Source organism: Paenibacillus sp. FSL H8-0548 (assembly GCF_038630985.1).
GTDB lineage: Bacteria > Bacillota > Bacilli > Paenibacillales > Paenibacillaceae > Pristimantibacillus.
Genome location: NZ_CP152049.1, coordinates 5419544 through 5442473, shown reverse-complemented (window position 1 = coordinate 5442473; position 22930 = coordinate 5419544). Strand labels below are relative to the sequence as shown.

Genomic DNA, 22930 nt, shown 5'->3' with positions numbered 1-22930 from the left:
TACTGGTATTTTAAATAAAAGGAAAAGGTGTGAGCACTTTGGGCATAAAAGCTGTTTTATTTGATTTAGACGGTACATTGCTTGATCGCGATGCTTCCCTGGCAAGGTTTGTCCGAGAGCAGTATGAGCGCTTGTTTAATCAATCAGGAATTGATAAAGAGTTGTATGTGAACCGTTTCATTGAGCTGGATAACCATGGTTATGTGTGGAAGGATAAAGTATATCAGCAGCTAATATTGGAGTTTTCAATAGATAGCTTGGAATGGGAAGAGCTTCTTAGCGATTATGTTGCCAAGTTTCAGGACCATTGCATCGGTTATCCTCATTTGAACGAAATGCTGACTGAGCTGAAGGCGAGTGGGATAAAGCTTGCGCTTGTATCGAACGGCTACGGTCAATTTCAATTCGACAATTTCAAGGCTTTAAAAATTGATCATTTATTTGACGAGGTATTGATATCGGAGTGGGAGGGCTTGAGAAAGCCCGACCCTGCCATTTTCAATCGTGCTTTATCCAAGCTTGGGGTAGAGGCAAAAGATGCATTATTTGTAGGAGATCATCTTGATAATGATATTCGAGCAAGCGAAAGCGTCGGTATGAAAGCGATATGGAAAAGAAATGATCAGTCGTTAGCTGATAATGCAGTTGCAGTTACGAGCATTGAAGATTTAGCGGAACTCATTCCTATTGTTTCTTCACTATAAACTTTTAAGGACGTTGGCATTACAAAAAAAGGCAGCCTAAGAAACGAATAATATCGTTCTGGACTGCCTTTTGTTTAAAATATAGGAAAGGATATCATTTCGTTCTACTTTCTCTATATTTCTCCGGAATGAAACGCGCTGGCGCCGCCAAAGGACGGCGATAGCCGTTTCACCTTGAAATATAGGAAAGGATATCATTTCGTCCTACTTTCTCTATATTTCTCCGGAATGAAACGCGCTGGCGCCGCCAAAGGACGGCGATAGCCGTTTCACCTTGAAATATAGGAAAGGATATCATTTCGTCCTACTTTCTCTATATTTCTCCGGAATGAAACGCGCTGGCGCCGCCAAAGGATGGCGACAGCCGTTTCACCCAAGTCTACTGACCACTCTTTATTTTAGTGAAAAAGGTGCTGATCGCGTAATAAGCTGCGCCGCGAACGGCAGATTGGTCCTGCAGCTCTGCGAACAGAATATGCATACGCTCTCGATGATAGGAAAGCGTGCGTTGATCGACAGCTGCTTGAATAGCAGGCTCCAGCCACTCCGCTGCCCGGCTCATGCGATTGCCTATAATGACTACGTTTGGATTAAATACGTTGACGATATTAGCGATGCCTGCACCTAAATAATTGCCAATCGAATGGATGAGCTCAATTACACGCTCATCGCCAGCCGCTGCCGCAAGCAGCAGCTCCTCGAGATTCTCAAAGCCGAGCAAAGCTGCTCGCTCGAGCAGGGCATTCTCCGACGCATATAACTCCCAACAGCCTCGATTTCCACAGCTGCAAGCTTTCCCATCATATTCGATAGAGAGATGGCCAAGCTCCCCAGAGAAGCCGGAGGCCCCTTTGTAAAGCTCTTTATTCAAAATAATGCCTGTCCCGATCCCGATTCCGACGCTTACATAAATCTGGTTCGGAATGCCGCGCCCTGCACCGTATTTTTGTTCACCCTGTGCGCCAGCGTTGGCTTCATTATCTATCGTAACAGGTATGCTGAACCGCTCTTCAAGCTGCTGCTGCAGGTCGACCTGTCGCCATTTTAAATTCGGAGCGAACAGTATTGTTCCCTTATCATCTACAATACCTGGAACGCCGACACCGATGCCAACCACGCCGTAGTTGCTCTCAGGAGCTTTATTTATTAGCTGCTCAATGCAGGCCATAAGCTGCGCGATGGCTTGCTCTGACTGCTGCTGCTTCAAGCTGCTTTGCTGCTCGGCAATGACATTGCCCTCCAAATCAACGAGTATTCCGCGAATATAGTTGACGCCGAGATCGATGCCAACCGCATAACCCGCAGTTCCATTGAATAGCAGCATGACTGGTTTTCGACCTCCGCTGGATTGTCCCGGGCCATTCTCTATGACAAGATGGCTGTCGATCAAGTCCTGAACAAGGCTGGACACCGTCGCTTTATTAAGTCCGGTCTGTTCGGATATTTGTGCCCGTGAGAGCGGAGCATGCTTCAGTACAGACTCAAGCACGATGGCTGTATTGATTTTTTTGATGAGCGCTAAGTCTCCTGTTGGTTTTATTTTCAAAAAGAAAGCCTCCGTCCAAATCCAAATATGTTTTATTGTATCATGAAAAGTCGAATATACAGCTAGCTAGTACGACATACTGAATATTGCGAAGTTAGCAGTTTGAATACTGTATGATTAGTTTAACACAAAAACTTAGTTTGTTTAATAGACAAACTAAGTTAAGGGTGTTATTCTGTATGTAAGCACTAACAAATATTGAATTCTGTGAAGGAGGATTTTGTTTTCTATGAGCTATTTCAAAAACATTAATACGATCCAATTTGAAGGTAAGGGCTCGGATAATCCGCTTGCATTCAAACACTACGATCCAAATCAAGTTATTCTAGGCAAAACGATGGAAGAGCACCTTCGCTTCGCGGTTGCTTACTGGCATACATTTAACGCTAATGGTACAGACCCGTTCGGTGCGCCTACAATGATTCGCGGCTGGGATCAATATAATGGCCTTGATCGTGCGAAAGCGCGTGTAGAAGCCAACTTTGAATTTATGAATAAATTGAACATTCCTTTCTTTGCATTCCATGATGTGGATATTGCTCCAGAAGGCGCTACTTTGCAAGAAACGAACCAAAACCTGGACGTAATCGTTGCTCTATTGAAGGACAACATGAAATCTTCGGGCAAAAAACTGCTTTGGAACACAGCTAACATGTTCTCAAACCCGCGTTTTGTTCACGGCGCAGGAACATCCGTTAACGCTGATGTATATGCCTATGCAGGCGCTCAACTGAAAAAAGGCCTTGAAGTCGGTAAAGAGCTTGGCGCAGAAAACTATGTGTTCTGGGGCGGCCGTGAAGGCTACGATACGCTGCTTAACACTGATATGGGCTTTGAGCTGGATAACCTTGCTCGCTTGTACCATATGGCTGTTGCTTATGCGAAGGAAATCGGCTTTGACGCTCAATTCTTGATCGAGCCTAAACCAAAAGAGCCTACGAAGCATCAATATGATTTCGATGCAGCTACTACGATTTCATTCTTGCAAAAATACGGCTTGAAAGATCACTTTAAGCTGAATCTTGAAGCTAACCATGCTACACTTGCAGGCCACACGTTTGAGCACGAAATCCGTACGGCTGCAATCAATGGAGTGCTTGGATCGCTTGATGCGAACCAAGGCGATTTGCTTCTTGGCTGGGATACAGATGAATTCCCGACAGATCTTTACTCGACTACACTAACGATGTTCGAAGTATTGAAAGCTGGCGGTATCGGCCGCGGCGGAATTAACTTTGACGCAAAAGTTCGTCGTGGCTCATTCGAAGCTGACGATCTATTCCTAGCCCACATTGCTGGTATGGATAGCTTTGCTTGGGGTCTTAAAGCTGCTGCGAAATTGACGGAAGAGAAAATTCTCGACAATATCGTAGATAACCGCTACCGCAGCTTTAAAGAAGGCATTGGCGCTGAAATCGTATCCGGTAAAGCTACGCTTGCATCGCTTGAGCAATATGCTCTTCAAAACAACCCAATCGTTAACGAATCAGGTCGTCAAGAAAGAATTCGCCTTATCTTGAGCGAAGTTATTTATAGCGTTTAAGCCCGGGAGGATTGCAGGCAAATGAGCTACGTTATTGGTGTAGATTTAGGAACGAGCGCAGTGAAGGTTCTGCTCGTTGACCGGAATGGTACGGTAGCTGGGGAAGTATCCCGCAGCTACCCGTTGTTTCATGAGTTCTCCGGCTGGAGCGAGCAGCGTGCCGACGATTGGGTAGAGGGTACAGTTGATGCGTTGCGTGAGCTTACTTCAACCGCTGGCATAGATGCCAGCGCCATTGAAGGCATCAGCTTCTCTGGTCAAATGCACGGTCTTGTGCTGCTCGATGGCGAAGGAAATCCGGTTCGCAATGCCATCCTTTGGAACGATACTCGCACTACTGAGCAATGCCGTGAAATTGAACGCACGCTTGGAGACAAGCTGCTTAGCATTACTCGCAACCCAGCGCTGGAGGGCTTCACGCTTCCAAAAATCCTTTGGGTTCGCGAGAACGAGCCAGAGGCTTTCGCGAAAGCGAAGCTGTTTCTGCTGCCGAAGGACTATCTCCGCTATCGTCTAACTGGCGAGCTGCATATGGACTACTCCGATGCGGCAGGCACGCTGTTGCTTGACGTTGCTGGTAAGGCATGGAGCAATGAGGTGCTTGAAGCGTTCGGTCTTCCAACCAGCTTCTGTCCGCCTCTTGCAGAATCGCATGCCTTAGTTGGAGGCTTGTTGCCAGAGTATGTGGAAAGCACAGGTCTTCCTGCTGCGACTAAAGTATTTGCAGGCGGCGCTGACAATGCCTGCGGAGCTATCGGTTCTGGTATTTTGTCAGAGGGCTTGACGCTTTGCAGCATTGGTACCTCTGGCGTTATTCTCTCGTATGAGAATGACAAAACGAAGGATTTTGCAGGCAAGGTGCATTTCTTTAATCATGGCAAAGAGGATTCCTTCTATGTAATGGGAGTTACATTAGCAGCGGGCTACAGCCTCAGCTGGTTTAAGAAAACATTTGCTCCGAATGAATCCTTTGATCAATTGCTTGAAGGTGTTGGCGCTGTAAAGCCGGGTGCAGGCGGGCTGCTGTTTACGCCTTACCTTGTCGGTGAACGTACACCGCATGCAGACGCAATCATTCGTGCGAGCTTTATCGGTGTGGACGGCTCACATGAGCGTATTCATTTTGCACGTGCTGTTATGGAGGGCATTACATTCTCTCTTAACGAGTCAGTGGATATGTTCAGACGCGCTGGCAAAACCGTGGACACGATCATTTCAATCGGCGGAGGCGCGCAAAACCCGGTTTGGCTGCAAATGCAAGCTGATATTTTCGGAGCCAATGTTGTCGCGCTTGAGAATGAGCAAGGTCCTGGCCTAGGTGCTGCAATGCTTGCGGCCTATGGCTCTGGCTGGTTCGAAAGCTTGGAATCCTGTTCGGAAAAGTTTGTGAAGCATGCAGATACGTATTCTCCGCAGCCTGAAGCGGTTGCTGCTTACGCTGGCATCTTCAAAGTATACCAACAGGTGTATGAGCAAACACGCGGTTTAAACGAGGCGCTGGCGCCTTATCGAGGCTAACATTTATTAATAGAAGGGACTGCTGTTCTCTAACGAGAGCAGCAGTCCCTTCTTTTTTTCTATAATCATGGAAAATAATCATTTGGGCATGCTATATGAAAAATAGAAAGGATGATTTCAATTGGCTGCAAACTCAGCTTTATTATTTGAATTTAACGATGATCAGAGTGCTGCACTTGCTTGTGATACGCTGCGTGAGCTTGGCTATGAAACGGTGCTGCATGAAGGGAGCAGAATGCATGTTCATCTTGAAGGAAGCGATTTGACTTCCGCACTGGAGATTGCGCAGTCACATGGAGGACAATTGGCCCAGCAGGCTCTAATCAATGCGGATGCCGTTACGGATACCGCTTATTCGCTTGATACGATTACCATTCCTGCGCATCTTGTTAATGAGGATTTGGAATCGCTGTATGGAGACGGCGAGCTGCCTGAGGGTGTCTCCAACTATGACAATGATGCTGATTACGAAGGAGAATTTCTTCCCGACCCCGGTACGTATGACCACTTCTCCGGAGATGTGCGCGCATAAAAATGGCGGTACAGGAATAGATTCTGAACTGCGCCCCGTCAAGTAGACAGTACAAAAAATAAAAGTTAGTTAAGCGGCCTTTGTCCTGAATTCCATGGGACTGAGGCCGTTTAGTTTTGCCTGAAACCGTTCATTATTGTAAAAGTGAATGTAGTCATCGATATCCTTCTTTAGTTCCTCATATGTGTGATAGGTATGCAAATAATACTTTTCACATTTCAGGGTCCCCCAGAAAGATTCCATCGGACCGTTATCAATGCAATGGCCCACTCGGGACATACTCTGCGTCATTTCAGCCTTGTCCAGCATTTCTTTAAACCGCAGTGACGTGTACTGGTAACCACGGTCGCTATGAATCATAGGTTTGCTATGAGGAGCTGCCTGCAAAGCCAACTCCAACGTTTGAAAGACGAGAGGATTATTATTCGAGTGACCGAGTACATAGGAAACAATCGATTTATCATGAAGATCGAGGATGGCGCTTAAATAAGCCTTCTGGCTATGGCCAAACTTAAACTCCGTGACATCCGTAACCCACTTTTCATTCGGCGCTTCCGCTTGAAAGTTGCGGTTAAGCACGTTTTCAGCTACTTGCTGCGGCGTAGAACGATTATACTTCTTTTTCTTTCTGCGGATGACAGACTGGATCCCCTTAATTCTCATCAGTCTTTGCACTCGCTTATGATTAATCGGATGTGGCCATTCTCGACGCATATGCAACGTTAATTGTCGGTAACCAAAGGTACCCTCAACCTTCTCGTACAAAGACATCATTATCTCCGTCAGCTCTCTGTTCTCCACCTCACGTGTACTAGGTGTTCGATTAAGCCACTTGTAATAGCTCGACCTCGGAATCCCAGCAACGCTGCATAAGAGCTGTATGGTTATTGACTCCGTTTGCTGGATGGCTTGAATGGCAAGGTAGATGTTCTCTTGTCGGTGTTGGCTTAAGGTCGCCCCCTTTCGAACTCCTGTAACTTTTTTAAGAAAGCATTCTCAGCCCGGAGTCGCTCGATTTCGTACTCCAGCTTCTTCATCGCGAGCTTTTGCTCATCAACTTCGGTTAACTCTTCAGGCGTCTTGGTACGCCCTCTACCATCTTGCAAAGCATCCTGGCCGCCTTCTGTATACTTTCTCATCCATCCGTACACTTGCTGGTAAGATACCTGGAAATACTTTGCTGTCTTCGTGTACTCTTGTCCATTCGCAAGGCAGTACAGTACAATGTCGATCCTCTCCTGCCATGTTGTCTTGCGTCCCGTGGTCATAGCTGTTGTTCCCCCTGTATAGGTTTTTAAGCTGCTATGACCATTATACTTATTAATCCAATGAAAGAGAGCTGCTCGACTAGCGATCCTGTACTTATCTATGACTTGGTTCTGCGACAACCCCCCGTTTAGATAATCCATAACCGCTTGATGCTTAATTTCTTTGGAATAACTACGATTGTGTGTGCGGACCTCTAATCCCTCGTAACCGTATAACCGATAACGACGTTGCCAATTTGCAAGCGTAGACATGGCACAGCCATACTTCTTAATAGCTGCCCTTACTCCAATGTGACCAGCTTCGATCTCTTGAAGGATAGCCAATTTTTCCGAGGCGTTCAGTTTATTTCTAGGCATAAAAAATGCTCCCCTACAGTAAACAGGCTTTAATTATTTCACCTGTCTACCGTATGGGGAGCATATCATTCTCCTGCACCGCCATTTTTTTAAAATTGTACTTTTCTCCACTAATAGCGGCTATGTTGTGAGTAAGCATGCTGCTTTTGGGACAACCTCAGTCTTTTAGAAAAAAGATTATTGGAGCACGGCATTTAATCCTGCGGTATAGCCGGTAGAGAATGCAGCAGTAATGTTGTAGCCTCCAGTGTAGCCGTGAATATCCAAAATCTCTCCGCAAAAGAATAGCCCATTCATTAGCTTTGACTGCATCGTCTTCGGATCGATTTCCTTCAAATGAATGCCTCCGCCGGTAACGAATGCATCCTCTATCGACAGTGAACCATAGACTCTAATCGGAAAATGCTTGATAAGCTGTGCGAGTACTGTCCAATCCTGCTTCGGAATATTGTCATAAGTAAGCGTATCCGGCAAGCCAGCCTTTTGAAGAAGAATTGGAATCATTTTTTCGGGTAAAAAGCTTTTCAGTACATTTTTAATTGTTTTTTTGGAATCGAGCTCAGCTAGCTTTAATGTCTCTTGGAAGACCTCGTCCTTGCTCTTGCCAGGGAAAAGGTCAATCGCAACCTCGATGTTGCCTGTATTATACTGCTTTAACGCTTTGACAACAAACTGACTGCAGCGCAGCACAATGGGTCCGGATATGCCAAAATGGGTGAAAAGCATATCTCCTTCATGTGAGATGAGCTGCTTTCCTTTGGGGTTCCATACGGACAGCGCAACGCTGCGCAAGGACAGACCCTGCAGCTCTTTGCTCGTAATGAAGGGCTCATTCGAGGTGAGCGGAACCTCCGTCGGAAAAAGCTCTGTAATCGAATGACCTGCTTTTTCAGCCCAAGCATAGCCATCGCCAGTCGAACCCGTCTGAGGTACGGATTTGCCGCCTGAGGCGACAATTATGCTGCCAGCTCGGAAGGTTTCACCGGATTTAACGCGGACACCCGTCACTCTTCCATCTCCGTACATGATATGATCGACAGGAGCATTCAACATAATTTTGACACCTTGCTTGCGTACTTGATTGACAAGTGTGTCTACAACGGTTTTGGCTTTGTCTGTTACAGGGAACATACGGCCATTGTCCTCTTCCTTAAGGGCAATGCCGAGGTTTTCAAAAAAGGAAATAATATCCTTGTTGTTGAAATTAGAAAAGGTGCTGTGAAGGAAACGGCCATTACCAGGAATATGCTTGATCAGCTCGTCCAAATCTTTATTGTTCGTTACGTTGCAGCGGCCACCGCCAGATATGCCAAGCTTTCTGCCTAATTTGTCGCCTTTATCAAGAAGAAGCACCTTTGCGCCATCCTTGCTCGCGGCAATGCTGGCCATTAGGCCTGCCGAGCCGCCGCCAATTATAATTACATCATATTGCATCGTTGTCCACCTGCTATATATATTAGTAGATATATAATACCACAAAAGAAAGGCGGCGTTCTGATGCTGCGTGATGAATGGCAAATTAAAGGCGCAAAAGGCTCAACCTTGTTTCTGAGGGAGTGGAAGCCGGAAGCACAAAAAATTAAAGCTGTCGTCTGTCTTGTCCACGGGATGGGAGAGCATGGCGACCGCTACAAGCATGTTGCAGCTAACTTTACGGAGGCAGGTATTGCACTTCTAGCTCTCGATCAACAAGGACATGGCCGTTCAACCGGTAAACGCGGGCATTTTCCTTCACTTGGGGCGGCAGTGAGTGATGCTCATTTGATGCTGGACGCTGCAAGCGAGCGACATCCAGACGTACCCGTTTTTTTGTACGGTCACAGCATGGGAGGAAATGTAGCCTTAAACTGCGCCCTGCGTCTTCATCCGCCGATTCGTGGTCTTATTTTGACCAGTCCATGGCTAAGATTGGCTTTCAAGCCAAACCCTGTAGTCGAATGGATTGGACGCAGGCTCGCCACCATAGTACCAACCATGCAGCAATCGACAGGCTTAAAGCCTGCTGAATTGTTTCGACCGGGCTATGATCAGGCGGCTCCAATCGTTGATGACCCTTTATGCCATACAAAAATCACACTACATAGTTATATTGAAATCGGAGAAGGCGGAGAATGGGCGCTTGCTCATGCGGATAGTCTTCAAACTCCAGTATTACTTATGCATGGGACCTCTGATCTAGTCACTTCCCTTGAGGCTAGCAACCTATTGTCAGATCGCTTTGCCGAACGCTGTCGATTTGTGCAATGGGAAGGCGGCTATCACGAGCTGCATAATGATTTGGAGGGAGAAAAGGCTATTAAAGTAATAATAAATTGGGTAACGGGACAATTGTAAACACATGGATTTTATGTTTTAATCGGATTATTAGACTTATTTCGATTTCGACAAATTTTAGTTTTAATTCTTATAGGAGTGATTTGCATCTGGAGCTCGGTAAGGGAGCGATCTTAAGTGTTAAAAGAGTTACTTCTGCAATTTATCGTATCCTTATTGCCTGTTTTCGCCTTCCAGCTTTGGAATGACAATGAGCAGGGGTGGAAGGGGAATCCTGCTTTTATGGGGATTTTTTGTGGTGCGTCGATTATTTTATGTATGTTAACGACTTCAACTATTTTCGGACACGATGTCGATTTTCACCTCGTTCCCTATTTAATAGGCTCGCTTTATGGGGGAGTGCCCACACTTATTATTTTAACCATCGTATATGCAGCGGTAAAAATTCCGATGCTAGACGGCAGCACGGAATTAATTAACTTTTGCTTGTTTGTTGTTTACAGCTTTCTGTTATTATTATTTTCGATTCGCCCCTTTGCAAATGCTACTGCACTACAGAAGGAGCGAAAAGGCATACTTCTGATGCTGGCATTTCTCCTTTTTTTCGCCATTAATATTATTTTCACTGTTCAGTACCTTGAACTACCTTGGTCTTTTATTTCAGTGCTGTCAATTTTACTCGCCGTAACCTCAGCATTGACAGCAACTGGACTGTCTATTTTTATGATCGAGAGCGTGAAAGAAAAGCAGCTGCTGCATAGTGAAGTGAAGCGGGTGTCTGTGAGTTACCAGAATGAAGCGGTGAAGCTTCGGCAATTTATTGATGCGACTTCATTTGGCGTTATCGTCGTGGATGAGAAAGGAAAAACGACTCAAATTAACGAGATGGCCAAGAAGCTTCTAATGCTGGATTTTAATTATACTGAAGATAGACAGACAATAGGCATAGCCTTTCCTGAAATATTTCAGAATGGCCAAGATGATGCTTGTGTAAAGCTGCTTTATCAAGCGCTGAACGGTGAGGATTGCGTATTAGTACCTTTTGTAAATGGAGACTATATGCTGCTTTTAAGTACGATCTCGCTTCGGACCTCCGAAGATAATATTAATTTAGGGGCAGCGCTTATTGCGCAGGATGTCACGGAGCTGCGTCATCTAAAGGATGAAATAGGTCGTATGGATCGACTAAGCTTGGTTGGTCAAATGGCTGCAAGCATCACGCACGAGATTCGAAACCCAATGGCGGTTATCCGAGGGTTTGTTCAGCTGATTCAGGAGAGAAGCCAAAACAAGCAAGAGGAATATTTTCAAATTATTATTGATGAGCTTGATCGCACGAATATGATTATTACTGATTTTCTTTCGCTCGCTCAAAATAGAGTGCTTCAAATGGAGCCTTCCTCCTTGCATGCAATTATTAATGATCTTGTCCCTCTGTTAATGGCTGATGCGAATTTGCGGGGTCAAGCGATGGAAGTGAGTCTGTCCGAGGACTTGCCGTTGATTATGCTTAATGACAGGGAAATCAAACAGCTGATTCTTAATATTGCTCGCAACGGGATGGAAGCGATGAAGGATGGTACTCTTCACATCAGTACAACTTACCATTATGGAAAAATCGAGCTGCGAATAGCCGATCAAGGCGTTGGTATTCCACAAGAGCAGATGAAGCATCTGTTTGAGCCCTTTTTTTCAACGAAGACGCAGGGTACAGGACTTGGCCTTCCACTTTGCCTAAGCATTGCAGAGCGGCATAACGGACGTATTGACGTGGTTTCGGTGGAGGGTGAAGGTACGACGTTCATCGTTACTTTTTTTGTCGCCGTGGAGCAGGTTGGTTAAGTAGACCTGAGATGGGACTTATAAGGTAAGTCCTAGCTGCGCATACTACACTTGAAAGTAAACTAGCCTTAGCGGCTGGAGTGCAGCTAGGGAGGAGGCACGAGCTATGACGAAGCAAAATGACCGTGTAACTGAACAAGCCGAGCAAGCGGCGAAAAACTCGCAAAAGAGCAATGAAAAGCAGCCAGAATCGGCTGGTTTTGATAAAAAGCTGGATGGTCCTAATCGTCCTTCAATCTAGCGTGGAGACGAGCAAGTGAGCGGCGGCGGCCTTAAAGAGGAAGATTCACTCATCCTTACAAAAAAAATGCGGCTTATGGAATAGAAGAATCGGACGAGCTTCTTGAATATGCTGAAAAATAACAGCCGGAGTTAATCTGCTCCGGTTGCTTTATTTTGGCTACGAGCGGTATAATAGTAGCTAAAATAAAGTAATTAAAGGAGTGTGTTTCGATGTCGATGTCATTCGAACGATATATGTTAGATATGGTGCAGCCTATGCGGGAAGATCTTACTCGCATTGGTATCCAGGAGCTTCGCACACCTGAAGAAGTAGAAGAAAAACTGCCTGGTGCTAAAGGCACTGCGCTTGTAGTTGTTAACTCTGTATGCGGCTGTGCCGCAGGCCAATGCCGTCCAGGGGTTGCAGATGCTTTGCAGCATGATATTACTCCGGATCATTTATATACTGTATTTGCAGGTCAAGATAAAGAAGCAACTGCAAAGGCTCGTGAATATTTTGCACCATATCCGCCATCTTCCCCTTCCATCGCGTTGATGAAGGACGGAGAGCTAGTTCACTTTATAGAGCGCCACCAGATCGAGAATCGTTCGGCATCGGATATTGCAGCCGATCTGACTGATGCCTTCGATCGGTTCTGTCGCTAAGTAGGACGGTGAATATGAGCTTACAACAGGAAATCATTGAAAGACTGGGTGTCAAACCTGAGATTGATGCTGAGCTTGAGATTCGCAAGCGGGTTGACTTCTTGAAGCAATCTGTCCAGCAGGCCGGTACGACAGGGCTTCTTATCGCCATAAGCGGCGGTATCGACAGCGCAGTAGCAGCGGGTTTATGCAAGCAGGCAACGGATGAGCTTAGCTCAGAGACCGGCCGCGAGTTCATAACACTGGGTGTGTTTCAGCCTTATGGCGATCAATCGGACATTGCTGACAGCTATGCAGTCGCAGAAGCGTTCAATTTGAAGAAACGTGCCGAGACGAACATTGCTGAGGCGGTAGACGAGATTGCCATTGAGGTGGAGCACAGTTTTAAGTCGCTTGGCATTCCTCGCCATTTGAGCCGTGGAGGCAAGGGCAATATAAAGGCAAGAACGCGGATGGTTATGCAATACGCGCTAGCCTTTGAGCTTAATTTGCTAGTTGTTGGCACGGATCATGCATCTGAGGCGATCACTGGCTTTTATACGAAGTGGGGCGACGGTGCAGTAGATCTTACGCCGCTTAGCACACTAAACAAACGTCAGGTGCGTCAGCTTGCCTCTCATATCGGAGTTCCGCAAAGTGTCTTGGATAAGGCGCCAACTGCTGGTTTATGGGATGGACAAACCGATGAGGATGAGCTAGGCATCACCTATGGTGACAATAGTGATTATCTTGAGGGCAAAGAAATTAACGCTGAGTCCCGTGAGAAGCTTGAGAAACAATATTTGAAAACCGAGCACAAACGCTCCCCGATTCCGGGTATTTAAGCAGCGGCTTAGTTGTATAGCAGGAAGAGGACTGCCCTTGAACCGAGCGATCGGCAGGGGCAGTTTTTTTATTAGGCATGAAGCCGATATGAAGCAGATAGCGGTTAGGAAGGGGCATCAATCTTGAAAGCTAGAATCCCGTACTTGTTTGCAGTAATCATTGTTATGCTTCTCGGTTACGGCTCTAGAAAGTTTGCAGATGATCTGCCATCATTTGTTGCGGATAACGCAGGGGATGCGTTATGGGCGAGTATGATTTATTTTGGCATTCGAATGATTCTAGTACATAAGGGACAGCAGCTAGCCTTGGTGATTAGTATGTTGTTTTGCTTTGGCATTGAGGCAAGCCAGCTTTATCAGGCAGAGTGGATCAATGCTATTCGAAGCACGTGGCTCGGAGCCTTAGTGCTAGGGAGAGGCTTTTTGGCGATAGATTTGGTGAGGTATAGTGTTGGAGTGTTGCTTGCCTTGCTGCTGGATGTAATGCTGTTTGGCAAACGCAGACTCGGACGCAAGTAGTCACGAACCCCCGCTTCCTGCGTACGCAGGTTATCCTGCACATTTGCAGTAACTTCGCTCTTTTCAGCCTCCCTGAGCTGCCTATCCTGCACATATGCATTAGAATAGACTAATTTCAGCTCATGACGCTCCTGTAAGGCTGTCTATAGTGCAGGAGTGCAACATAGACACGTGGGAGCTCGAAAAACCAGCTGCTATCCTGCTAAAGTGCGGGATAGCGCCATAGTTGGTTAGTTGGAGAGTCTGATAGAGGATGGGTTGGAAGATTAGCTGGAGGGCTAGTTTAGGATCGTCGTACATTCACACCTAGCACTCCCCCCGCTTCCTCCGTACGCAGGCTATCCTGCACATTTGCAGTAACTTCGCGCTTTTCAGCCTCCCTGAGCTGCCTATCCTGCACATATGCATTAGAATAGACTAATTTCAGCTCATGACGCACCTGTAAGGCTGTCTATAGTGCAGAAGTGCAACATAGACATGTGGGAGCTCGAAAAACCAGCTGCTATCCTGCTAAAGTGCAGGATAGCGCCATAGTTGGTTAGTTGGAGAGTCTGATAGAGGATGGGTTGGAAGATTAGCTGGAGGGCTAGTTTAGGATCGTCGTACATTCACTCCGAGCACTCCCCCCGCTTCCTGCGTACGCCGCTTCCTCCGCACGCAGGCTATCCTGCACATTTGCAGTAACTTCGCGCTTTTCAGCTTCACCGAGCTGCCTATCCTGCACATATGCATTAGAATAGACTGATTTCGGCTTAAGACACACCTGTAAGGCTGTCTATAGTGCAGGAGTGCAACATAGACACGTGGGAGCTCACTAAAGCGGCTTCTATCCTGCGCAAGTGCAGGATAGAAGCCGGACTATAGTAAAATGATTATCTTTCTAAACAATGAAGAGGTTTCCCATAAATATGTTAATATATAAGAACTTATAAGTTTTCAATTATAAATAGGCTTATCTATCACTGCGAAACGCAGCTTTGCCTTTAAAGAACGGCGTCAGCCGTATCACCTTGTTAGCTAGAATAAGAATAAAAATAAGTAAATCAAGGAGACTAGCACAATGACCTTCAAACATAGGCAAAATGAAATTACTAGTAAGATAGCGATAGCTGCGATGCGCCAGCCGCTTCTGAGCAGCGGACTATGGTTCCATCATGACATACGCGACAACTTTTATTACGCCTCGTATTTATTTGCAGCAGCAGTCGATGGTCCAGAGCAGCTGTCATTTGAGGCGGATGCAGCGAAACGAACGGCAGCAGCTGTATTGCTAGAGGTTCTTAGACTTCAGGATCAGAATGCAAGCAGTGATACCTATGGTCATTGGCCGCTAGGCTTAGGCGAGAATCCGCGTGAGGCGAAACCGCACTCATTGCCGGTAGAGCTGATGGGCAGCTTGATGGCTTTTTTTGCAAGCCGCTATAGAGCGCATTTTGACGAGGTGCTGGCGGGAGCGTTTGATTCCGCGCTTCTTCATGTTTACCGGAGCGACTTCTATCGTCAGAAAAATACCTTTGGTCATCACGATGCCAAATATACGGCTGCTAAGCTGATTTTTGGTCAACTATTTGCTGACGAAGAGCTGACCCGGGACGGACGCAGCAATCTTCAGCTGACGCTGGCTCATGTGCGCAAGCAAGGGATGTCTGAATACGGAAGCTTGCCGTGGTTCTGGCATTGGGTGCAGGCTTTTACATGCGCATGGCATATGACTGAAGATTCTTCGATCCAACAAGAATTGGCTGAGCTGCTGGATTATCTTTGGGGCGAGCGAGCGGCCTTCTATTTAAAAGGAGCTTGGGTTGGCGCACATTGCCGAGGCCAAAAGCATGATATTCCACTCGATAGCAATGTACTGCATGACTATGTGCAATTTGGTGATTTCGAGCTCCCTTCAGAGATGCCCCGGACGGAATATGCCGGTTTCCTTTACTACCAGGCTCCTGAGTCCGCTCTTCAAACGGCGCTTAATCGGAGCGAGCCTGTTGAAGTGAAGAAGATCATTACGAAGGTGTCGGAGTCGGGTAAGGCTATCTTGCACAGCTATGCTTATATTACGGCCGAGTTTGCCGCAGGCGGCGTATGGGAGCGCTATGAAGAGTTTGACAACGAGCAGCAGCGCTGGGATATTTCTTTGCCACTCGGAACACAAGGCGGAGTAAATCAAGCCTACTTCTTCCATCCGTCGGAGACGAATGCGATAAAGGATGCAAGGCATCAAACCGGGCACACAGACGTTCTATTTCACAAAAATACGATCGCCGCGCTTTATCCGCTTCCAAACGATGCTTCTCCAACCATTTTGGGCGTACTGCCGAATGCGGAGTGGCAGCAGGATGCGGGCATGCTGCTTGGACAAACTGGCAGCGTCTATTGGGCTGTTTATTTAATGCAGCCTTACCGTCTCGAGCAGCTTTCGGATCGCTGCCTTGTCACTAGCGAAGGGCGGCAGAATGGGGTCGTTATCGAAGCAATCAGCCGCAACGATGCACAAAAGAGAGGCATAAGCAGCTATGCAGCATTCCAGGAGGAAGCTAGGCGGAATGCTCCAGATTGGGCAGCTGAAAGTAATTTAAGCGTTCGATATAAAACCTTGAATGGCAGTGTTCTTCAACTGAATGCGGATAGCAACAGCAACAGCGGCAAGTCGATTAATGGGCAAGCTGTGAATTTTTCGGAATATGCGCTATAATCAATAAAATTTTTGTCGAAATAAGACAGCTCCCGAATGGGTATTTTGGGTACATAGTATCGTTTTTATTGTCGAAATGATATGATGCGATTACAAACCTCTGGAGACATAAGGGAGCTGTGACCTATGCAACATAAACCAACCATCGGTTTACTTACGCCTTTTTTAGGCGGCAATTATCTTGGTGATATTATTAATGCGATTCAGAAGGCGGTGCAGAGCTCGGGCGCACGGCTTATCGCCATTCGTACGGCGGGAAAGCAATTTAATTGTCCGATTGCAATGGACCATGTCGATGGATGGATTATTTTGAATAATGCTGTTGAGAATACGTATATCAAGCAGTTGAAAGTACAGTGGAGTAAGCCAATTGTCACGATAGCCAAGGAATTGGCTCATTTAGAGGTCGATGGGCATATGGTAATTTGCGATAATGAGAGCGGCATCATAGACGCAGTTTTGCATTTGCATGAGCACGGCCATAAAGAGATTGGTTTTGTAGGACATTTGGGCTTGGATGATATGAATCAGCGTTTGCAGGGATATTTGAAAGCGCTTAATATAATTGGATTGCCTTACCGCCCTGAGCTAGTTATAGACCCTCAGGATTATAGTGTGCTCGGAGGAAGAAATGCAGCGCAGCAGCTTGTAGATCAACATTTTCCTTTTCGGGCAGCAGTTGTATGTACAGATATGACCGCGCTTGGCATGACTGAGCGCTTGATGGAGCTTGGTTATCGAATTCCGGAGGATATCGCTTTGATCGGCTTTGATAATACGGATACGGCAAGAATGAGCAATCCGTCGATTTCCAGCATTGATCAAAATATTCCGATGGCAGGAACACTTGCTGTTCAACTGCTGCTCGAACAAATCGAAGGTTCTGAGGTTTCCTCCTATTCGCATGTCGTTCCTTGTACGCTAGTTAAACGTGAATCCTGCGGCTGCGCCAGCCATCAGACGACTCATTCGCTGAATGAGCAAATACTGGAGGATTATAAGTCTGACAAGCATAATATGACACAGCTAAGTGTTCATTATGAATTTAATAAGTTCATTCTTAATTATAAAATTGAACAAATTTCCAAATTCTCGTGGGTGCTGGCTCCATACTTTCACTGGGCGAGCCTTGGGCTTTGGAATGATAAAATGATGCCATCGGCTAATGTAACAATAAGTGAATGGTATCACTTCCAGAGAGAAGCAAATCTAAATCGTCCTTCTGGTGCGAAGGAATCGCATGATATCAATATGATGCGATTTCCCCCCTACGAGATGGCAGACGGGCAGCCTAACGAAGATAGCGAAATGACGTATCTCATTCCATATCGAACGGTGCAGGACAATTGGAGCGTATTAGCATTTGGCACATCGATGGCTAATACAATGACGCGCATAAATGATTATATGTCTATTATTCATTATTTGGACCTAATCGCCAATACGCTTGATCGTCAGGCTCTGGTTGAAGAATTGAGAGAGCGAGGGATGCAGTATCAGCAAATTGCCGAACAGCTTGAAATTGTCTCTCGTACTTCAAATGACGGAATTTGGGAGCTGAATCTCGCATCCGGTGATGTCATGTGGAACCAGAGCTTCTATGATCTGCTGCAAAGAACAGCTGCCGATCGCTTTGAGGGTCTCATTCATACGGATGATTTAGCAGCCTATCATTCTATACTGAGGGCTCATTTAGACAAACAAGCTGCATTTATAATGGAAGCACGTCTTCGAATGCAATCAGGGCAATATGTGTGGACGATGATATCCGGCGAAGCCGTTCACGATGAGAGCGGTCAGCCCATTCGAATGGTTGGTTCCGTTAGAGATATTTCGGAGCGCAAGGAAGCTGAGGAGAAAATGCGTTATTTGGCTTACCATGACGCGCTTACCGGCTTAACGAATCGACGTCGTTTTTATGAAGAAATCGCAGCAGCAGCAGCTTGCTATGAGCAATCGTTTGCGGTCATCGTTATTGATCTTGATCATTTCAAAAAAATAAACGATAGCTTCGGCCATCAAATGGGAGACCGACTTCTTCAGCTGGTCGCTGATGGGCTTAAAGGGCTGCTAAGGAAGAATGGTCATATCGCCCGCTTTGGCGGCGATGAATTCGTTATTTTATATCACTTCCAGGTTATTTCTGAGGTTGAGACGTTTGCAAGCTCCATTTCGGAGCATTTATTAACGCTGCTATTTGACGAAGGTATTAATCTCACGATCACAATGAGTGCTGGCATTAGTATTTTTCCGCAGGATGGGGCAGATCCAGATACCCTCATTAAGAAAGCGGATATTGCGATGTACAAAGTAAAGCAAAACGGAAAAAATCAATTTGAAATATTTTCTCCTCAAATGATAGAGCAAACGATGTGGCGAATCAATACGGAAAATGAGCTGAAGCAGGCGATTGTCAAAAAACAATTTGCACTTCATTATCAGCCGCAAATCGATCTGGAAACGGGCGAGCTGTTTGGTGTTGAAGCTTTGCTGCGCTGGTATTCACCGACTCACGGCGTCGTATCACCGCTTACGTTCATTCCGCTGGCCGAGGAGACAGGGCTCATTATATCCATTGGGGAGTGGGTCATTACCGAGGCATGCAGGCAAAGTGTAGAATGGCGCGATAGCGGACATAAGCCGATTATGGTGTCAGTTAATATTTCTGGACGGCAGCTCAAGCAGCCAGGCTTCTTGGAAATGGTGAAGCAGATAATATCCAAGACGAGGATGGACGCTAGCTGCTTATGTTTTGAAATTACTGAAAGTACTGTGATCGACGACTTGGACGCAACAATTGATTTGTTTAAGCAGCTGGCAGCAATCGGGATTCAAATGTCGATGGATGATTTTGGAACAGGCTACTCGTCGCTCTCCATGCTTAAGAAGCTTCCGTTAAATATGCTGAAAATAGATAAATCATTTATTAGCGAAATTACTAGCGAGCATCAGGATATCGATATCGTCAAAGCTATTATTTTCATTTCAAATAGCTTGAAGCTGAAGATTATAGCGGAAGGAGTAGAGCAGCAGGAGCAGCAGGAGCTATTGAAGGAACTTGGCTGCCACTGCGTTCAGGGCTACTACATAAGCAAGCCGCTCGCTGCGGAGCAGCTCGAAGGCTTAATCCTTACTTTTGCAAGACAAAGCTGAATTCACATATCGTTCACAGCTCAGTAGCTCTTATGAGTCATGTGCAGCAGAGCCTTCATTGTTACAATTTGTAATGTAAATGCAAATCAATGGAGGTTGTTTAAAATGACATTTTTCAAAAAAGTGGCGAGTGCTGCGCTGGCTGCAGCACTGACATTAGCTGCAGCGGTACCTGTATTCGCACACGACGGCTGGTCACAGACTAGCGCTCCTATTGTAGCGCAGGGTCAAGTATCCTATGTGGAGCTATTGTACGGAAATCACTCCAATGAGCACAAGAGCTACCGAATCGATGGACAATGGGGAAGCACGTCGAAGGTATTCGTAACTACGCCTGGGGGCGTAAAATCCGACATTACAGGTACACGCTTTTATACAGGAGAGGCGGCTACAGAGACAACACCGGCATTGAACAACTATTTTGTAGCCTCATTTAAATCGAATGTGCCGGGTGCTTATATCATTTCTACGGAAGCGGATAGCGTCTACAAGGGTGCTGATGCAGCCTCCCGTACTTTGCGCAGTGCCAAATCTTTTGTAGCAGTAAGCGATATTCCTGTTCTTGAGCGGGTAAAGGCTCTTACCGGCTTCTCCAAGCAAGTAAGTCCCGACCGCGCAGAGCTGATACCTTTATTCAATCCTGCTGCGGTTACACCGGATGAGCAGGTAGCTATTCAATTGCTTCTGAAGGGGGAGCCGCTTGGGAGCACTTCGGTGGACATCATCCGCCGCAGCAATTCGGAAGCGATAGAGCTGAGGACCGATGCGAATGGCATGATCTCCTTCACTACGGGCGCCGCTGATTATTATTTAGTTCGAGCCAAGCCAAGTACAACCGAAGCCATGGAAGGCGAATACAGCACGACAAACTATGAAGCAACCATGACATTCACGGTGCAAAATAAATCGGCGAAGCTTCCGGGCTCCGTATCGACAGCAAAGCCGCATATTTATCTTAATGGCAGCGTACTTACCGTTAATAGCCTGTCGATTGCACAAGGGACAACAAAAGTAGATGCATCCTTCATCAAACAAAATATTGACGCTGGCTACGAGGGTACGGGGCTTGTTGCACTTCGTACCGCAGCAGAAGCAGCGGGCGCTGTTGTTGAATATTTCCCTGCGGTAGGCGGAAATCAAGCAGCAGTTGCGATTTACACGAAATAAGGCTTGCAAATGAAGAAGCTAATCAAAAGCATAGTGCTACTAATCATGATGTGGGCATGCCTGCCGAGTTTAGTCTCGGCGCATGCCTATATTGCGCAATCGACACCTTATCAGGATGCTGAGCTGTCTGTGGCGCCGCCAGCGATTCGAATTACCTTTACAGAGAAGATTGATACAAAGCTAAGCAGCATTTCACTGAAAAGAGTCGATAAAGCTGCTGCGATTACTGGAGTTTTAAGCAATGAAGGCGAACAAATGCTTATTTACACGATTCCTCTGCTAGAGAAGGGTGTTTATGAAGTAAGCTGGCAGGTGTTGTCGCAAGATTCGCATATGACGGACGGGACTTTTCAATTTGCCGTAGGCGTTCGTTTGGAGCAGACTAAACCGGACGAAACGATAGCTCTGGATGGAAATGCTGCTGGAGGCTCAGAAGCTGTCGATGGTGCAGGTGGAGAAGCAGCAGAAGCAGACGTTGCACAAGAAGCGGGAACGGGAAGCTCTGCTGCAAATCTGCCAGCAGCTTCTGCGAAGCCTGTGCGAACGAATGCGCCAAGTGCGGTGAATAGCTCTGCGCGAGCAACAGAGCCAGCAGCAGCTCCAGCTCTTGCAAATGAGCCAAGTCCGAGTCATACACCAAGCACGCAGGAAGCTGCGATCCCTAGCCCTGAGCTTCCAGAAGAGAGTGTTTCGCCGCCTAGTCCTGTAGAAACAGTTGAGGCCGCAGCCGTTGCTGGCCATAACAGCCATACCCATAACGAGCACAGCGGCGGCAGCGATGAGACGGATAGCGTGCATGAGCATGCTAAAGGCAATAGTGGAATGGTTGCTCTGCGCGTGTTTGATATTTTTGCAGGTGCAGCGGCAGCAGGCTTGCTGTTTTTTCGATATGTCATTTGGCGGGAGGATGAGAAGGCCACCCCGTTTGGCTTTTCACTGAGGGCAGAGCGAATCGTTATTGGAGCTGCAGCCTTGACTTGGCTCCTGACGGGATTGATTCGTCTCTCGCTGCTTTCAAGTCAGCTGGGAGGCGTATCGCTTTATGTGATTGCTAGCGGAACCATGATTGGAAAAGTGGCAGCGCTCAGACCGATACTCGCCCTGCTCCTGCTGCTGCTTGCATTCGCCCCTATTCGGGAGAGGGCATGGGCGAATCGCATTAAATTTGCAGCTGCCGCCGTGTTAATCGTGACCTTTCCTATGACAGGACATGCCTATGCGGCATTAAAGGATGCTGCGCTAGCTATAGCGACCCATGCGGTCCATATGAGCGCTGCTGCGGTATGGTTCGGCGGTCTAGTGGGCTTGTTCTCGCTAACCTTCGATCGAGGCGCCACGAAGCGTCTGAATCGAACAGCTAAACGGTTCTCACTGTGGGCGCTGCCGAGCATGGTGCTCATCCTAGTTAGCGGAATATGGCTTTCGGCTGCTCGACTAACAAGTATGGAACAATTAATCACATCGGCGTATGGTAGACTGATTCTCGCAAAAGCTATCCTTATGCTGCTTATTGTTGTTATTGCTGCGATGCATAAGCTCATTTTCATGCCGAGGCTGGAAAAGACGAGCAGCGCGCCCGGCTTGCTTATTGGTGTCCGCGTCGAGGTGCTTCTAGCAGCTGCATTGTTTGTGCTGGCTGGCATGCTCTCTTCTACGTCCCCGCCAGTCACTCCGGCTGTCCCTAAGCTGTCTGAGCCTATCTACTGGCATGTTATGGGTGAGAAGGCGCATATGAGCTTGCGTATATCGGATAATAAGCAGACGAAGCAGCAGAGCGTAAGGCTTGATGTTTGGCTGCCCGAAGGGCAGGGTGCACCTCTGTCGGCAGTTGCTGGTTTGCTGCGGTCGAACGAAGAGTCTGTGCCTGCAGAGGATGGGAACGTCAGTCAGGAAATTTTTCCGCTTGAGCTTCAGCCGCTAGCCGCTGAGCAGTTTGAATTTCCTGGCTTTACGAAGTACACCTATCTTGCATCGGGACAATATGTTGATGATAAGAATCGGAAAGGATTAATCACGGTTGATATAGAGGATAGGGTGGGCAATAGCTTCCATTACGAGCAGGAAATAGAAGCTCTATTATTATATTAATCAAAGCCGGTATTT

17 protein-coding genes are annotated in these 22930 nt (G+C 46.8%); 14 read left to right on the top strand and 3 right to left on the bottom strand.

Annotated elements, in window-relative coordinates:
• The first annotated feature begins 38 nt into the window (after positions 1-38).
• Positions 39-704: an HAD family hydrolase gene (locus MHI37_RS23595; RefSeq protein WP_076338942.1), complete on the top strand. Its 666-nt coding sequence runs from the start codon at positions 39-41 to the stop codon at positions 702-704.
• 379 nt (positions 705-1083) lie between these two features.
• On the opposite strand, the gene MHI37_RS23590 is transcribed toward MHI37_RS23595, so the two are convergent.
• On the bottom strand, positions 1084-2250 hold the full coding sequence (locus MHI37_RS23590) for an ROK family protein (RefSeq protein WP_083676469.1): 1167 nt from the start codon (positions 2248-2250) through the stop codon (positions 1084-1086).
• Between the two features lie 229 nt (positions 2251-2479).
• Here MHI37_RS23590 and xylA point away from each other — a divergent pair, with 229 nt between their 5' ends.
• The 3 genes from xylA (at position 2480) to MHI37_RS23575 (ending at position 5843) form a co-directional block, all read left to right on the top strand.
• Positions 2480-3793: a xylose isomerase gene (xylA, locus tag MHI37_RS23585; RefSeq protein ID WP_076338941.1), complete on the top strand. Its 1314-nt coding sequence runs from the start codon at positions 2480-2482 to the stop codon at positions 3791-3793.
• Between the two features lie 21 nt (positions 3794-3814).
• Complete coding sequence (gene xylB / locus MHI37_RS23580; RefSeq protein ID WP_076338940.1) at positions 3815-5311, top strand: xylulokinase; 1497 nt, start codon at positions 3815-3817, stop codon at positions 5309-5311.
• Between the two features lie 121 nt (positions 5312-5432).
• Complete coding sequence (locus MHI37_RS23575) at positions 5433-5843, top strand: hypothetical protein (protein ID WP_076338939.1); 411 nt, start codon at positions 5433-5435, stop codon at positions 5841-5843.
• A gap of 69 nt (positions 5844-5912) precedes the next feature.
• Here MHI37_RS23575 and MHI37_RS23570 read toward each other — a convergent pair.
• A protein-coding gene (locus tag MHI37_RS23570) for an IS3 family transposase (RefSeq protein ID WP_342556513.1) occupies positions 5913-7468 on the bottom strand; the annotation gives its coding sequence in 2 pieces (ribosomal slippage) (positions 5913-6838 and positions 6838-7468; 1557 coding nt in all).
• A gap of 177 nt (positions 7469-7645) precedes the next feature.
• On the bottom strand, positions 7646-8902 hold the full coding sequence (locus MHI37_RS23565) for an NAD(P)/FAD-dependent oxidoreductase (protein WP_076340126.1): 1257 nt from the start codon (positions 8900-8902) through the stop codon (positions 7646-7648).
• A 63-nt stretch (positions 8903-8965) separates the two neighbouring features.
• Between MHI37_RS23565 and MHI37_RS23560 the strand changes: the two genes are divergently transcribed.
• The 10 genes from MHI37_RS23560 (at position 8966) to MHI37_RS23515 (ending at position 22915) form a co-directional block, all read left to right on the top strand.
• Positions 8966-9802, top strand: a complete 837-nt coding sequence (locus MHI37_RS23560) for an alpha/beta hydrolase (protein WP_076340127.1) — start codon at positions 8966-8968, stop codon at positions 9800-9802.
• 117 nt (positions 9803-9919) lie between these two features.
• A complete protein-coding gene (locus MHI37_RS23555; RefSeq protein WP_076340128.1) occupies positions 9920-11584 on the top strand; it encodes an ATP-binding protein in 1665 nt (554 codons plus the stop codon).
• A 106-nt stretch (positions 11585-11690) separates the two neighbouring features.
• Entirely contained in the window at positions 11691-11825 is a 135-nt protein-coding gene (locus tag MHI37_RS23550; protein WP_256710734.1) for a hypothetical protein, read from the top strand.
• Between the two features lie 212 nt (positions 11826-12037).
• Positions 12038-12472, top strand: coding sequence for a BrxA/BrxB family bacilliredoxin (locus tag MHI37_RS23545; RefSeq protein ID WP_076340129.1), 435 nt, complete (start codon positions 12038-12040; stop codon positions 12470-12472).
• A 14-nt stretch (positions 12473-12486) separates the two neighbouring features.
• Positions 12487-13296, top strand: a complete 810-nt coding sequence (gene nadE / locus MHI37_RS23540; RefSeq protein WP_076340130.1) for an ammonia-dependent NAD(+) synthetase — start codon at positions 12487-12489, stop codon at positions 13294-13296.
• Positions 13297-13419: 123 nt separating this feature from the next.
• The gene (locus MHI37_RS23535; RefSeq protein WP_256710735.1) at positions 13420-13815 is read left to right on the top strand and encodes a DUF2809 domain-containing protein; all 396 of its coding nucleotides are present in this window, start codon (positions 13420-13422) and stop codon (positions 13813-13815) included.
• 1060 nt (positions 13816-14875) lie between these two features.
• On the top strand, positions 14876-16507 hold the full coding sequence (locus MHI37_RS23530) for a hypothetical protein (protein WP_076340089.1): 1632 nt from the start codon (positions 14876-14878) through the stop codon (positions 16505-16507).
• A gap of 126 nt (positions 16508-16633) precedes the next feature.
• Positions 16634-19660 (top strand): EAL domain-containing protein, encoded by a 3027-nt coding sequence (locus MHI37_RS23525; protein WP_076340090.1) that lies wholly within the window; start codon positions 16634-16636, stop codon positions 19658-19660.
• Positions 19661-19765: 105 nt separating this feature from the next.
• Positions 19766-20827 carry a DUF4198 domain-containing protein gene (locus MHI37_RS23520; protein ID WP_076340091.1) on the top strand — a complete coding sequence of 354 codons (1062 nt, stop codon included), beginning with the start codon at positions 19766-19768 and terminating at the stop codon, positions 20825-20827.
• Positions 20828-20836: 9 nt separating this feature from the next.
• Positions 20837-22915 (top strand): copper resistance protein CopC, encoded by a 2079-nt coding sequence (locus tag MHI37_RS23515; protein ID WP_076340092.1) that lies wholly within the window; start codon positions 20837-20839, stop codon positions 22913-22915.
• Positions 22916-22930 lie beyond the last annotated feature (15 nt).